Consider the following 13,756-nt stretch of genomic DNA (forward strand, 5'->3'; position numbering starts at 1 on the left):
AGAGCTCGAAGTGTCAGGCCAGCGGCTTCAACTCCTGCGCAATCGTGGGCAGCAGCTCCGAGACGGTGGGATGGATGTGCACCGCGCGCGCCAGCGTGTCGACCGGTGCCTTGGCGTACATCAAATCGAGCACGCAATGCACCGCCTCGTCGCCGCCGGGGCCAAGCACCGAACAGCCGAGGATCTCCCTGGTGTCGGCATCGACGAGGATCTTCATGAAGCCTTGCGTCTCGCCCTTTTCGACCGCGCGGCCGACACGGGTCATCGGCCGCTGGCCGACCAGCGCGCGGCGTCCGGATTTCTTCACCGCCGCCTCGGTCATGCCGCAGCGGCCGAGCGGCGGGTCGATGTAGAGCGCGTAGGCCTCGATGCGGTCGCTGACCCTGCGCGGATCATTGTCGAGCAGATTGGCGGCGACGATCTCGTAGTCGTTGTAGGAGGTGTGGGTGAAGGCACCCTTGCCGTTGCAGTCGCCCATCGCCCAGATGCCGGGCACGCTGGTGCGCAATTGGTCGTCGACAATAACGAAGCCGCGCTTGTCGATTTCGACGCCGGCCTTATCGAGGCCGAGATCGTCGGTGTTGGGAGTGCGTCCCAGCGCCAGCAGCACATGCGAGCCGACTGCCGGCGGTTTGCCGGCCGAGAAGGTTACGGCGATGTCGGTACCTTGTTTGGCGAAGCCGATGTCGTCGGCGCCGACATGGACCGCGATGTCTTCGTTCTCGAGGATCGACAGGATGGTGGCCGAGACGTCCTCGTCCTCACGACCGGTCAGGCGCGGGCTTTTCTCGATGACGGTGACGTCCGAGCCGAAGCGGCGGAACATCTGTGCGAATTCGAGCGAGATGTAGCTGCCGCCGACGACGATGAGGTGGCGCGGCAGCACGTCGAGATCCATCATCGAGGAATTGGTCAGATAGTCGATGTCGTGGATGCCGGGCAGGTCGGGCACCGAGGCGCGGCCGCCGGTGTTGAGGAAGATCTTTTCGGCGCTCAAAAGGTCATCGCCGACGCGCACGGTGTTGGCGGATTCGAAGCGCGCATGGCCGCGATAAAGCGTGCATTTGTCCATGCCGGCGATCCAGCTTTCCAGCCCGGTGCGGGAGGCGCCCGACACCTTGTCCTTGCGCGCCTTGATCGCCTTATAATCGACGCCGACGGGACCACTGAGCGTCACGCCATAGTCGGCGGCGCGCCGTGCCAGATGCGCGGCATAGGCGCTCGCCACCATCGTCTTGGTCGGGATGCAGCCGGTATTGACGCAGGTGCCGCCGACCAGCTTGCGCTCGATCAGTGCCACGCTCATGCCAGCAGCGTTCAGCCTGCCGGCGAGCGGTGTGCCGGCCTGGCCGGCGCCGATGATGATGGCGTCGTAGGTTTTTGCCGTCATGCCACCGCCGCCACGATCAGCAGACCGCCGATGATCGCCACAGCGTCCTCGATGAAGGCGGCGGGCGGATCCTTGCCGAAGGCGGCCGCCAGCCGGCCGCGCGCTTCGGCGCCGCCATAGGTGCCGATGACAGCGCCGATGGCGCCGGCAATCAGGCCGCCGATGGTGGCGCCACCGGTGGCGCCGATCACCGCGCCGCTGAAGGCACCAAGCAGGATGCGGGCACCGAATTGCTGCGGCACCTTGCGGCTCGGCGTCGACGGCAGCTGGTCGGTGACAAGCTCGACGATGGCGAGGATGGTGAAGATGCCGACAGCGGCCCAATGGCTCATGAAGCTCGCCCAGGTGCCCGCAACCGGCAGCCAGCCCAGATACGCGCCCCAGGCGACTGCGGCCGGCGCCGTCATGGCGCGCAGGCCGGCAATGACGCCGATCAGAAGTGCAAGAAGATAGAGCATGTTGATCCCCCTCGATCACCCGGCAAGGACGCCTTGAGACGGCAGGCTACCATAGGTCCGATATTTGACCAGTACTCGGATTGGCGCTTTTCTGCTGGCCGCAACTATGCTTTGCGACGACGTCAATTGGAGACCCGCCATGGCTGGAAACGAGCGCGCGAAGATGACGGCCGGCGAATGGTACACATGCCTCGATGACGAGCTGGAGGCCTTGCGCGTCACCGCGCGCGACGCCGTGTTCGATCACAATTCATTGCCGCCCAGGCAACGCGGCAATATCGGGCCGGACCTGAAGGCATTGCTCGGCGGCGTGGGCGAGGGCGCCCGGGTCGAAGCACCGTTCCACTGCGCTTATGGTTTTAACATTTTTCTCGGTGACCGCGTTTTCCTCAACGCCGGCTGCACCATCCTCGACACGGCAAGCGTGCGCATCGGCAAGGGAACGCTGCTCGGCCCAAATGTGCAGATCTATTGCGCCGAGCACCACAAGGAAGCCGCTGGGCGGCAGGCGGGGCTGGAAATCGCCAGGCCGGTCGAGATCGGCGCCAATGCCTGGATCGGCGGCAGCGCCATCATCCTTGGCGGCGTCAGCATCGGCGAGGGCGCCATCGTCGGCGCCGGTGCGGTGGTGACGCGCGACGTGCCTGCCAACACGACGGTGGTCGGCAATCCGGCGAAACCAGTTAAGCGCTGAGTGCTTCTCGAAAGCGATCAGGCGTGCGCCACCCGTTCGTCCCGGTCTACCCGCCTGGAGAATTCCCGCCGATACCGCGCCGGCGATGTCCTAAGCCTTGCCGCGAAATGCTGGCGCAGCGAGGTGGCGCTGCCGAAGCCGGCTTCGAAGGCAACGATGTCCATCGATTTCTCCGTGGCTTCCAGCAGGCGTTGCGCCAGTTCGATGCGCTGGCTGGTCAGCCAGTCGCCAAAACTGGTGCCGATCGATTTCTGGAAACGGCGGGTGAAGGTGCGCCTTGTCAGGCCGGCGGCCTCGGCGACGCTGTCGAGGCTGTGCGTTTCACCGAGCGTGGCGCGCACCGCGTCGAGCGCCTGGGTGAGACGGTCGGCGTTCGCGCTTCTTGCCACCGGATGCTCGATGAACTGTGCCTGCCCGCCCTGCCGATGCGGGGACAGCACAATCTGGCGGGCAAGCCGGAGTGCTGCTTCCGCACCATAGCGCGCGCGCACGATGTGGAGACAGCAGTCCAGCCCGGCGGCGACGCCGGCCGAGGTGACGACATCGCCATTGTCGACATAGAGCACCGTGGCATCGACAGCGATGTCGGGATGAAGTTTCTGCAGCCGCTCGGAATAGGCCCAGTGCGTCGCGGCACGGCGTCCCGAAAGCAGCCCGGCAGCGGCGACGGCAAAGGTCCCGAGACACAGGCCGACGATCAACGCGCCGCGCCGGTGCGCCTGGCGCAGCGCCGCCACCAGCAGCGGCGACGGCGGCTCGTCGAGATGATGCCAGCTTGGGACAATGACGATGTCCGCGCCGTCGAGCCCTTCGAGCCCATGCGGCGCCGCAACCGTCAGCCCGGCTTCGGTATGGACGGGGCCGGCCTTAAGCGCACAGATGCGGAACTCGATGCGCGGCAGGCCGAGAGCGGTCCTGTCCTCGCCAAACACCAGGCACGGCACCGAAAGATGGAACGGGCTGATGCCGTCGAAGGCGAGGACGGCGATGATCGGAGCGGTCATGGGCATTTCCAGCAATTGGATATGGATTGTCCCAATTCTTTCGAATGATGTCAATCGGGTCACTTTTGGCCGTTCATCGACCGGCCTATCTTCGGCCCATCGCAGTCAAGCCGGAAAGGAAAACACTATGTCTGACCCAGCCAACACCACGCCGCGCCGCGCGCTGATCGTCGTCGATGTCCAGAACGACTATGATGGCGGCAATCTGGCCATCCAGCATCCGCCGTTCCGCGACAGCGTCGTCAATGTGGCACGCGCCATGGATGCCGCGGCGGCCGCCGGCATCAAGGTGGTTGTCATCAAGCAGATGGCGCCCGAGACGTCGCCGATCTTCGCCAAGGGCAGTCACGGCGGCGAGCTGCATCCAGAGATCGCCGGGCGCAATCGCGACCACTATGTCGAGAAGATGCTGCCCTCCGCCTTCACCGGCACCGACCTCGAGGCGTGGCTGCGCGCCAACGCCATTGATACGCTCACGGTCGTCGGCTACATGACGCACAATTGCGACCTGTCGACCATCATCCACGCCGTGCATATGGGCTTTGCGGTTGAGTTCCTGTCCGATGCCACTGGCTCGGTGCCTTACGCCAACAGCGCCGGCTACGCCTCGGCCGAGGAGATCCACCGGGTGGTGACTGTTATCCTGCAGTCGCGCTTCGCCGCGGTGCTGAAGACCGCCGAATGGGCGGAATGCCTGAAGACCGGCGCCTTGCCGGAGCGCGACACGATCTACGCGTCCAATCAGCGGGCGCTGGCGCGCAACGCGGCTTAGAGTCCCTGGAAACAGAAAGGGCGCCGCATCGCTGCGGCGCCCTTCGCTTTTGGGAACTGAAGGATCTTAGAACAGGCCTTCGATCTGGCCCATCTCGTTGAGGAAGATCTTTTCCGAGGACGGCGCCTTGGGCAGGCCGGGCATGGTCATGACCTCGCCGCAGATGATGACGACGAAGCCGGCACCCGCCGAGAGCCTGACCTCACGCACCGGCACGGTGTGGCCGGTCGGCGCGCCGCGCAGGTTCGGGTCGGTCGAGAAGGAATACTGGGTCTTGGCCATGCAGACCGGCAGATTGCCGTAGCCGGCGTCTTCCCAGGCCTTGAGCTGGTCGCGCACCGACTTGTCGGCGATCGCTTCCGAGCCGCGATAGATGCGCTGGACGATGGTGTTGATCTTCTCGAACAGCGGCATGGCATCGGGATAGAGCGGCGCGAACTGCGAGGCGCCGGATTCGGCCAATGCCACCACCTTGTTGGCGAGTTCCTCGATGCCGGCCGAGCCCTTGGCCCAGTGCTTGCACAGGATCGCCTCTTCGCCCATCGAGGCGACGTAGTCCTTCATCGCCTGGATTTCGGCGTCGGTGTCGGAATAGAAGTGGTTGATGGCAACCACCGCCGGCACGCCGAACTGGCGGATGTTCTCGATGTGGCGGCCAAGGTTGGCGCAGCCCTTCTTCACCGCCTCGACGTTTTCCTTGCCGAGGTCTTCCTTCTTGACGCCGCCATTCATCTTCATGGCGCGCACGGTGGCGACGATGACGGCGGCTGCCGGCTTGAGGCCCGCCTTGCGGCACTTGATGTCGAAGAATTTTTCGGCGCCGAGATCAGCACCAAAGCCGGCTTCGGTGACGACATAGTCGGCGAGCTTCAGCGCCGTCGTCGTGGCGACGACAGAGTTGCAGCCATGCGCGATGTTGGCGAACGGGCCGCCATGGACGAAGGCCGGGTTGTTCTCCAGCGTCTGCACGAGGTTGGGCTGCATGGCGTCCTTCAAGAGCACGGCCATGGCGCCGTCTGCCTTGAGGTCGCGGGCATAGACCGGCGACTTGTCGCGGCGGTAGGCGACAATGATGTCGCCGAGGCGCCTTTCCAGATCCTTCAGGTCGTTCGACAGGCACAGGATAGCCATGACTTCCGAAGCGACGGTGATGTCGAAACCGGCTTCGCGCGGGAAACCGTTGGCGACGCCGCCGAGCGAGCAGATGATTTCGCGCAGCGCCCGGTCGTTCATGTCCATGACGCGGCGCCAGACAACGCGGCGGGTGTCGATACCGAGCTCATTGCCCCAGTAGATGTGGTTGTCGATCAGCGCCGACAAAAGGTTGTGCGCGGTGGTGATGGCGTGGAAGTCGCCGGTGAAATGGAGGTTCATGTCCTCCATCGGCACGACCTGCGCGTAGCCGCCGCCGGCGGCACCGCCCTTGACGCCGAAATTCGGGCCAAGCGAAGCCTCGCGGATGCAGACGATCGCCTTCTTGCCGATGCGGTTCAGGCCATCGCCGAGGCCGACGGTGGTGGTGGTCTTGCCTTCGCCTGCCGGAGTCGGGTTGATGGCGGTGACCAGGATCAGCTTGCCGTCCTTGTTGCCCTTCACCGATTTGATGAATTCGGCTGATATTTTGGCCTTGTCATGGCCATAGGGCAGCAGATGTTCGGTCGGAATGCCGATCTTCTGGCCGATCTCCTGGATCTGCTTTTTCTTGGCGCCGCGCGCGATCTCGATGTCGGACTTCACTTCGGCCATGACGGCTTTCCTCTGGATTGAACGGTGGAGGGGACGGGTTTGATCTCACTCGCAGGCATGTTGGCACCGGGCGCGCGGGCATGTTCTAACCCTGTCGCTGCCGTGGCGTCAACTTGCATGCAACTATGTTTCCTATAGAGAAAATTCCTCTGCGGCCGGCCGACCTGTCCTCGGTTCTTTCTGGCTCCGCTTGCCGCGCCGTATAGAAGCCAGAGCAAGGGCGCTTCCGCCGTCTCAAAACAGCCGCACAATGCACGGAATGCGACAGAGGCGACGGCGCAAATTTGCCATCGCTGGATTGCAGCTGGACCGTGCTACTGCGTCAGCACGTTGCTGATTTCGACCATGTTGGAGCGCACGCGCAGGATGTAGAAGCCCATCGTCGTCAGATGCGTCGGCAAGAGCCAGCCGTCCTCGCGGCCATTGGCGATGATGAAGGGCTGGATGCGCAGCGCCGAGACGAATTGCGCGTCCATCGTGTCCCACAGGCTCTGCAGGTGCTTTTCCTTGATGACGTCCTCGAAGTCGGCCTGGGCGCCCTTCATCAGGCCGTAATAGGCGTAGAGCTGGCCGTAGGCGAACCAGTAGCGGTCGTCGGCGCGGGTGTCGAACCAGCCATTGTTGTGGTTCTCGGCACGCTCCTTGAGGATGGCGGAGGTCGAACCGATGTCCGACGCGATGCGGTCGATATACTGCTTCAGATTGTCGGCGCGGGCATCGAAAGTGGCCTGGCAGGTGGCCAGCCGTGCGTTGAAGGAGCGCAGCTTGCGCACCGCGTCACGATAGTAGCTCGGCGTCGGTGTCTTCGGACCGAACGGGCTGACGCCGAAATACCAGGTGTATTCGTCGAACTGCAGATTGCCGCGCGCATCCTGCAGATCGGCATCGATCTGCGAGGTCGTGCGCACGCGGCCGAGATTGTCGGCGAGCTCGGTCGCCGTGCGCCGCACAGCTTGGTTGATGCCACGCTGGAACGAGGCCTTGTTGTCCATCCACGGCGTGTCGTCCCAGTCGATGCCGAACAGGCCGAGCTTGTAGAGGATCATCGACGAGATCCAGGCATTCTGGTTGACGTTGAAATCGGTCAAGTCGGCCGCCACCTGGGCGATGCCGGAGTTGCCGCAAGTCTTTGCCGTGTCGGTGCCGGCACCGGCGGCGACCTGTTCGCCGGCGGAGACATTGCGCTTCTCGAACGTGTAGGTGTCAGGGTAGTTCGGGTTGAACTTGTTCCACCACTGCGTGGCATAGAAGAAATTGGCATAGAGGCCGATCAGCACCAGCACGGCGAGGCCAACCACGGCCTTCAGGATCCAGCCGCGCTGCGTGTACCAGCGTCCGGCCCATAGGAACGGCCATAGGATAAGGCCAATGACAAAGCCGATACCTCGGCCGATCCATTGGAATATCTGGGTGAAAAAATTCACGATCGGATCGAGCATGGCTGTGTCACCCCTCAGTCAGTCAGGCCGTAGAGGCGTGTGCGAAACGCCACCTTGTCCTTCAAATATGTGGTTTTCAGAACGTCCACAACATGCGATCGCCAGGCGTCGCTGAAGCCGTCATAGTCCTCGTAGAAGCCGTCCTTGTTGAAGATGTAACGCGAGACGAAGTCCGACGGCACGAAATCCGAGATCAGCCGGTTGGTCAGCCAGGCGTCGGGATGGTCCGGCTTGGCCCGGATCACCAGGAAGCGCTGCTGCGGGAAGACATCGTCGATCTTGAGGTGCCCAAGCTGGGCGATCTCGCGCTTGGCGGCGTTGAGGAAGGGGAAATTGCCGTCCCTGGTGATCAGGTCGGCATGGCTTTGGATCCATGTCTGCAGCCAGACCTTGTCGACATCGGTCAAATTACGGTCCGGCTCGGCGTCGCGGATCAGCGCGCGCACCACCATCTCGGCCCGGTGTTCGAGATAGCCGGAGGCTTCGACCCAGGAGGCACGCGGCAATTCGATGCGGCCGGTGGAGGCCAGGAACTTGAACACCTTGTCGGCGTCGTTGATCGAGAGGTAGCTCACCTGCCATGGCCGCGAGCGGCGGAAGCCAGGTGCAGCCGGATCGCTGATCACCGTCGTCATGTCGGGATCGACGAACACGTAGAGCCCGCCGAAATGGCTGGTCCAGTAAGCATTGTGGCGGAAGATCACCTGGTCGGGCACCAGCGCGTTCTCCCTGATATCGCCGCAGACCCTCGCCAGCTCCACCATGCGGGTCAGCATGGCATTGTCGCGCCAGGCGTCGGGCTCCTGTTTCAGCCGGTCGACGAGCTTGCCGAGTTCGGCGGCCTTGCCCAGCACATCCTCCGCCGACAGCACCTTGAACTCGACCTGGTTGATCGACAGCAGGTCCTCGATGTCGTTGACCTTGGGAACGGAATCCTCGATCTCGCCGTAGATGACGTCCTTGATGGTCAACGCGTCGATGGCGCGCTGGTTCTTGGACATGAACTCGAACATCAGCAGCGAGGTGTTGGAAAAGGCGGTGTGCACCACCGGCAGGTCGATCTGCGACGGCGTCAGGATGATGAAGCGGCGATTGACCTCGTCAGGGTCGAGATAATCGTAGTCGCCGCATTCCTCGGCCACTTCGGGCGAGAAACCGGTGCGGTCGATCTGGAAACTTTTCAGCTTGGTCGGCTTCTTGCCGAACGCGGCCAGCGCCTTGTTGTAGCGATCGATCAGATGCGGCTCGTCGACGGTCAGCAGCCGGCCATAGATGAGTTCGTTGTCGCGCAGAAGGTCGGGTTTTTTGGCGCTCATTTTGCCTTCTCCCCGTTCACGGGGAGAAGGTGCCCGAAGGGCGGATGAGGGGCGGCGCAGACGCTCATTATCTTTCCCCTGACATCGAAGAGGGCAAAAACTTCACGTCGGTACCAATCATCTTGCGATCCAATCGACCATCCAGAGCGGCAACGATCGTATCCAGCGCGCTCTTACGACTTGTCAAAACGTCGGCGTGCCAAACCCTCAACACCGACCAGCCGTTCCTGTTCATGGTCTCATCCCTGTATCGATCGTGGGACCGATTTGCATGCTGGCTTCCATCGACTTCCACAACCAGATTGGCCTCACGGCAGGCGAAGTCAGCGAAGTATGGACCGATCGGTAGCTGGCGAATAAATTTGTGGCCGTTCAGTCGCCTTCCACGCAATTCATGCCACAGCCTCTCCTCGGCTTCATTCTCGACTTTTCGGAGCTCGCGGGCTCTCCCCACCTTCGGCTCGTTTCCACCACGCACAGCGCTGCCCCTCATCCGCCCTTCGGGCACCTTCTCCCCGTGAACGGGGAGAAGGAAGAGGCGCCAGGCTCACGCATTCCAACTGCCCTTCTTCTTCATCTCCTCCATCTCGCGCGCGGCCCTCTCACGCAGGCGCGCATCGCGCAGAAGCTTTTCCACCGCGGCGTCGTCGGATTTGTCGGAATAGCGGAACTCGGAATCGGCGTAGCGGTTGATCTCCTGCATGACCATGTCCATCGAAAACGGGCCGCGCAGTTCCTCGATCATCGCTTTCTTCTCGTCATAGCCCTTGTGCATGAAGGCTTCCGGTTTCTCGAACCAGTCGTCGGGAAGCTCGATGTCCATGGCGCGCATCTTGATGGCGTCGGTGACGTTCTTGATGGCGCGGCCGGTGAAGCGCGGTTCGGCATCCTTGATCAGGTGCAGATAGGTGCCGATATCGGCCATGGTCTTGGGGGCGCCATTCTCCTTCATGTAGCGCTCATAGACCTTCATCAGCCCGTCTTCCTGCGGCTTCTCATGCTCCTCATAGGCCTCGGTCACGGCGCGCTGAATCTCCTGCGCGGCGTAGAGCTCGTGCTTGCCTAGAGGGATCTCGTGGTTCTTGCCGGCGAGCAGCACGAAGATGTCGATGTAGTCGTCGCGGGTCTGCGGTCCGTCGACCAGCCAGCGGGCGCCGGCGCGCTGGCGCAGCGCGTCGTCGACATTTTCGGGATAGTTGGAAAACATGCCGAACGAGCAGTTGCCGCGCACCACGGTGGAAGCACCGGCGAAGGCATCCATCAGGACGCCGGTGATTTCCTGCTGGCCGGCCGAGGCGCGGTCGTCGGAGCGGCGCGCTGCGACCTGGTCGATGTCGTCGATGGTGCCGAAGCCGATGACGCGGGGATTGAGCACATTGTTGATGAACTGGCGGCAGTTCTGGCCCGACTTGCCCTGATAGGACGAGATCTGGTCGACGCCGAAATTCTCGTAGGCGAAGGGATAGCCGGCGACCTGGCAGTAGCCGTTGACCAGACCGGCGATCATCTGGATCAGCGTCGTCTTGCCGGTGCCGGGAGCGCCGTCGCCGATGAAGGTGAACAGGAAGCCGCCGAGCTCGACGAACGGGTTCAGTTCGCGCTCGAAATCATAGGCCATCAGCATCTTGGCGAGCTTGACCGACTGGTATTTGGCGATGTGGTTGCCGACGACCTCTTCCGGCTTCTTGAAGGTCATCACCAGCGGCTTGGAGCGCTTGCCCGGCGCCACGTCGAACCCGTCGAGGGTGAAATCGTCGGCATCGATGCGGATATGGGCGTTCTCGAACGGGCCGATACCATCGAATCGGCCTTTTCTGGCCAGCAGCCCATCGATGGCGACGCGGGCGAAGGCGCGCGCCCTGATCATCAGGTCTCCATCGTCCTTCGAGCCTGCTACCGCCTTGTCGAGGCCGGCGAGGATCGACTTCACCGCGTCCTGCGGCGTGTCGAAGAGGAAATCCGGCTCTGGCGTGTCGTTGGGCGCCTCGCCATCGCTGTCGATCAGCTGGAACAGATAGGAAGCGAGGCTGAAGGCCGAGATATAGGCCGAGGCCGAGAGGAGTTTCTTGAAGGCGGAGGCTTCGTCGCCTTCAAGCGGGGCGCGGGTGTTTTTCGCCTGCAGGCTTTCGAGGTCCGAGCCTTCGGCGAAGACATCCGATACGGCAAGCGCAATCGCCGTGCCGCGCCGGGCACGGAACAAAAGCGTGTGCTGCGGTATGGTGAGCAATTGGTCGTCGGGGTGGACGGCGCCGACGGTCTTCGTCAACTCGACCTCGCGGGTGCGGCGCACCGAGCCGACCGAAACGGTGGAGACGAAGCGGCGGTTGGTGCCGGCCAAGGCCGTGCCGGATTCGCGTGAGGGATCCTCCAGCACGACGATGCGGGTGATAAAACTCTGCGCGGTGGCGCGATGCTTCTCGATCGCCGCTTCCGGGATGGTGGTCAGGCCGGTGTCCATGAAGTGTGCTCCGTGGTGTTACGGTCAGACGTCTGAGATGACCTGCCCGTTGGACAGGATATGAACCTTGTAGCCGCCAAAGATCTTCTGGGCTTCGCCGGCGGCGTAGAGCGCCTGGTAGGCCTCGTGCGGGATCAGCGCGTGGTTCTCGTAGCTCGACACGCCCTGGCGCGCGGCTTCCAGGTCATCGGTGTTGATGAAGAATTCCTGCGTCGTCTTCTCGCTGGAAAACAGCCCCTTGCGGCCGGGCTTCTCACCCTTGGAATAGACCTCCTGAATGGTCCAGGTCAGCAGCCATGCGTTTTCGGGCTTGCGCACCTTGGCCAGCACTTCGGTCACCGTCGAATTGTTGTCGGTAATGCCGGCCGAATAGAAAGGGCCGAGCACGACACGGCGCAATTGCTTGGGATGCAGCGGCTCGAAATCCTTGTCGAGGTTGACGGCGATGGTCGCCGGCGACAGCGTGTAGGCGGAGTTCTTTTCGGTGAAATCGTCGAAACGGTGCGCAAGCTCGGGATTGAGCAGGCCGTCGACCGGCAGTGGAATGTCGACCTTGTCGTTGAGCTTGCCGTTGCTGTCGACGAGTTGGCGGATCATGCTTTCCGAGGAATCCTCCACCGTCACCATGTAGACCAGGGGCAGGTTGGCGCTGCCGTCGAAGGTCGCCCAATGGACGAGATAGTAGGGCCGCGCCGTCTTGGGATTGACCGAGACCTTGGCGGTCTGCGCCAAAGTGAACGGCCCAAAAGTCTGCTCGCTCTTGACGTCCTCGAGATAGAGCCGCTCGGCCATCGACTTCTGCAGCGCCTCGGGGAATTCCTTGTGGCGCAGGATGAAGTCGGCCATCTCCTCGCGCAGCTCGCCGGCCAGCGGGATGTTGGCGAGCCGGCTGTCCGCCTGGCGCCGGTCGTTTTCCAGTTCGAGCAGGTTCTGGAACACCGGAAAGCCGCTTTCGGCGCGCGAAATGCGGAACGTGTCCATGAAGCCCAGCCGGTTGCGCCAGCAGGAGAAGGACTTGTCGAGCCGGGCGATGTATTCGGCAACGATCTTGGCGACGATGCCATGCCGGTAGAGCGGCGAGCGGTCGTCGCGCATGAACACTTCAAGGCCGCTGAGCGCGGCCGTGATTGCCGAGAAATACCGCGCCGCCGCGTCGTTTTCGGGGGTCATGCTGTCAGCCCTGGGATTGTCGCACTGGTGCGCGCGGCAATTATGACTGCACGTAGTTGGCCGAATTGTGCTTCTTCAGCACCTCGTCGAAGCGGCGGGCGAAGGCATCGTCGGCCAGCTTCTTGCGGCGCTGGATGTCGGCACTGGCGACCATGTTCTTCTCATGCATTTCGAGCAGGTCGCCAATGTGCTTTTGCGAAGCCGCGCCAATGCCGGCCATGGTTTCTTCCGCCGTGTTGTCGACCTGGCTGCCCAGCGTGTTGATCTTGTGGGCGACGTCCTGCTGGGCGGCGGTCTTCAAGGAATCTTCCAGCGCCTTGTAGAGCACGATGCGCTGCTCGGTATCGATGGTCAGCTTGTTGATCAGCGTCGACTGCGCGGCGATCTGGTTGTTGAGCGAATCGACGAAGGTCTGGAACATTGAGGTGTAGCGCTCCAGCGTCTGGCTTTCGGCCAGCAGCTCCTGCTCCTTGGCCTGCTTCTCGTTGTATTCGGTGGCGAGCTGGGAGCGCTCGCCCTCGAGCTGCGTGCGGTCCTTCTGGCTGGTCGAGGCGGCGATCTTGTTCTCGATGTCGAGCAGCATCGGGTTGAGCTCCTCGATGCGCTTCTGCACGGCTTCGAGGTTGGTCATGGTGGTCTTGCGGCGCTCGATCACCTGCGACAGGCTGGCCTCGGAGGTCTTGTAGCGCTGGTCGAGGACTTCTTTCTGCGCCTTGAGGATGCCGACGATGGTGTCGGACTTGGCCAGCAGTTCCTGCAGATTGCCGGCCAGCGACATGTTGCGGACGCGATCGGTGCGCAGGCGCTGCTTGCGCTGGCTGGAGAAGACGCCGACGAAGTTTTCCCAGCCGGTGTAGTTCTTCATGCTCTCGAACTCGGCGCCGAAGACGTTGGTGGCGTCCTCAAGGCCGATAATCAGGTCGGCAATGTTGCCTTCCATCACCTTCTGCTGCTTCAGCACATCCTCGATGCGGGCATTCTCCATGTCGAAATTGGCGTCGCCGATTTTCTTGTCCGCGGTGGCGAGCGTGTCGAGCACGGTGCCGGACTGCTCGATTTTGGTGCGCATGTCCTGGACGACCTGCTTGGTCTTGGCAATTTCGGCATCGAAATTCTGCAATGTCGCCATAGGGGCCTCCCGCTTCGGCTTCCGATCGCTGGTTGCGAACAGCGGCGAATATATGTGGGGCATCCGGGGATTGAAAGACGTGAAGATAGAGGCGGCGTGAAAACAAAAGAATCCGCCAAGGCCTTGAAAGACAATGAAGGTGGGGTCATGGGCTGATTAGCCGGTCAGTCCGGACTAGTT

General features: G+C 62.7%; 12 protein-coding genes. 2 read left to right on the plus strand and 10 right to left on the minus strand.

Annotated features, from left to right (window positions below):
* Nucleotides 1-13: 13 nt before the first annotated feature.
* Both AC56QX_RS13060 and AC56QX_RS13065 read right to left on the minus strand, forming a co-directional pair.
* The gene (locus tag AC56QX_RS13060) at nt 14-1,390 is read right to left on the minus strand and encodes an FAD-containing oxidoreductase (protein WP_497116408.1); all 1,377 of its coding nucleotides are present in this window, start codon (nt 1,388-1,390) and stop codon (nt 14-16) included.
* Nucleotides 1,387-1,848 carry a DUF4126 domain-containing protein gene (locus AC56QX_RS13065; RefSeq protein WP_497116409.1) on the minus strand — a complete coding sequence of 154 codons (462 nt, stop codon included), beginning with the start codon at nt 1,846-1,848 and terminating at the stop codon, nt 1,387-1,389. The genes AC56QX_RS13060 and AC56QX_RS13065 overlap by 4 nt, the downstream gene beginning before the upstream one ends.
* Before the next feature lie 139 nt (nt 1,849-1,987).
* Between AC56QX_RS13065 and AC56QX_RS13070 the strand changes: the two genes are divergently transcribed.
* Nucleotides 1,988-2,542, plus strand: coding sequence for a sugar O-acetyltransferase (locus tag AC56QX_RS13070; RefSeq protein ID WP_497116410.1), 555 nt, complete (start codon nt 1,988-1,990; stop codon nt 2,540-2,542).
* A gap of 17 nt (nt 2,543-2,559) precedes the next feature.
* Here AC56QX_RS13070 and AC56QX_RS13075 read toward each other — a convergent pair whose 3' ends face one another.
* On the minus strand, nt 2,560-3,546 hold the full coding sequence (locus AC56QX_RS13075) for a GlxA family transcriptional regulator (protein WP_497116412.1): 987 nt from the start codon (nt 3,544-3,546) through the stop codon (nt 2,560-2,562).
* 127 nt (nt 3,547-3,673) lie between these two features.
* On the opposite strand from AC56QX_RS13075, the gene AC56QX_RS13080 reads away from it, so the two are divergent.
* On the plus strand, nt 3,674-4,318 hold the full coding sequence (locus AC56QX_RS13080) for a cysteine hydrolase family protein (RefSeq protein ID WP_497116414.1): 645 nt from the start codon (nt 3,674-3,676) through the stop codon (nt 4,316-4,318).
* Between the two features lie 66 nt (nt 4,319-4,384).
* Here AC56QX_RS13080 and AC56QX_RS13085 read toward each other — a convergent pair whose 3' ends face one another.
* The 7 genes from AC56QX_RS13085 to AC56QX_RS13115 form a co-directional block, all read right to left on the minus strand.
* Nucleotides 4,385-6,064 (minus strand): formate--tetrahydrofolate ligase, encoded by a 1,680-nt coding sequence (locus AC56QX_RS13085; RefSeq protein ID WP_497116415.1) that lies wholly within the window; start codon nt 6,062-6,064, stop codon nt 4,385-4,387.
* A gap of 314 nt (nt 6,065-6,378) precedes the next feature.
* The gene (locus AC56QX_RS13090) at nt 6,379-7,503 is read right to left on the minus strand and encodes a DUF2333 family protein (protein ID WP_497116416.1); all 1,125 of its coding nucleotides are present in this window, start codon (nt 7,501-7,503) and stop codon (nt 6,379-6,381) included.
* 14 nt (nt 7,504-7,517) lie between these two features.
* Nucleotides 7,518-8,819, minus strand: a complete 1,302-nt coding sequence (locus AC56QX_RS13095) for a DUF6638 family protein (protein WP_497116418.1) — start codon at nt 8,817-8,819, stop codon at nt 7,518-7,520.
* A 67-nt stretch (nt 8,820-8,886) separates the two neighbouring features.
* A complete protein-coding gene (locus AC56QX_RS13100; protein ID WP_497116420.1) occupies nt 8,887-9,297 on the minus strand; it encodes an endonuclease domain-containing protein in 411 nt (136 codons plus the stop codon).
* Nucleotides 9,298-9,366: 69 nt separating this feature from the next.
* On the minus strand, nt 9,367-11,277 hold the full coding sequence (locus AC56QX_RS13105; RefSeq protein WP_497116422.1) for an AAA family ATPase: 1,911 nt from the start codon (nt 11,275-11,277) through the stop codon (nt 9,367-9,369).
* A gap of 24 nt (nt 11,278-11,301) precedes the next feature.
* Nucleotides 11,302-12,447, minus strand: a complete 1,146-nt coding sequence (locus AC56QX_RS13110; RefSeq protein WP_095201941.1) for a hypothetical protein — start codon at nt 12,445-12,447, stop codon at nt 11,302-11,304.
* Between the two features lie 40 nt (nt 12,448-12,487).
* Nucleotides 12,488-13,576, minus strand: a complete 1,089-nt coding sequence (locus AC56QX_RS13115; protein WP_497116424.1) for a hypothetical protein — start codon at nt 13,574-13,576, stop codon at nt 12,488-12,490.
* Between the last annotated feature and the right edge of the window lie 180 nt (nt 13,577-13,756).

It is taken from the genome of Mesorhizobium sp. RCAM 06353 (genome assembly GCF_059683585.1).

Coding starts and splice junctions, on each gene's coding strand:
- AC56QX_RS13060 (WP_497116408.1), bottom strand. CDS start 1,390: ATGACGGCAAAAACCTACGACGCCATCATCATCGGCGCCGGCCAGGCC.
- AC56QX_RS13065 (WP_497116409.1), bottom strand. CDS start 1,848: ATGCTCTATCTTCTTGCACTTCTGATCGGCGTCATTGCCGGCCTGCGC.
- AC56QX_RS13070 (WP_497116410.1), top strand. CDS start 1,988: ATGGCTGGAAACGAGCGCGCGAAGATGACGGCCGGCGAATGGTACACA.
- AC56QX_RS13075 (WP_497116412.1), bottom strand. CDS start 3,546: ATGACCGCTCCGATCATCGCCGTCCTCGCCTTCGACGGCATCAGCCCG.
- AC56QX_RS13080 (WP_497116414.1), top strand. CDS start 3,674: ATGTCTGACCCAGCCAACACCACGCCGCGCCGCGCGCTGATCGTCGTC.
- AC56QX_RS13085 (WP_497116415.1), bottom strand. CDS start 6,064: ATGGCCGAAGTGAAGTCCGACATCGAGATCGCGCGCGGCGCCAAGAAA.
- AC56QX_RS13090 (WP_497116416.1), bottom strand. CDS start 7,503: ATGCTCGATCCGATCGTGAATTTTTTCACCCAGATATTCCAATGGATC.
- AC56QX_RS13095 (WP_497116418.1), bottom strand. CDS start 8,819: ATGAGCGCCAAAAAACCCGACCTTCTGCGCGACAACGAACTCATCTAT.
- AC56QX_RS13105 (WP_497116422.1), bottom strand. CDS start 11,277: ATGGACACCGGCCTGACCACCATCCCGGAAGCGGCGATCGAGAAGCAT.
- AC56QX_RS13110 (WP_095201941.1), bottom strand. CDS start 12,447: ATGACCCCCGAAAACGACGCGGCGGCGCGGTATTTCTCGGCAATCACG.
- AC56QX_RS13115 (WP_497116424.1), bottom strand. CDS start 13,576: ATGGCGACATTGCAGAATTTCGATGCCGAAATTGCCAAGACCAAGCAG.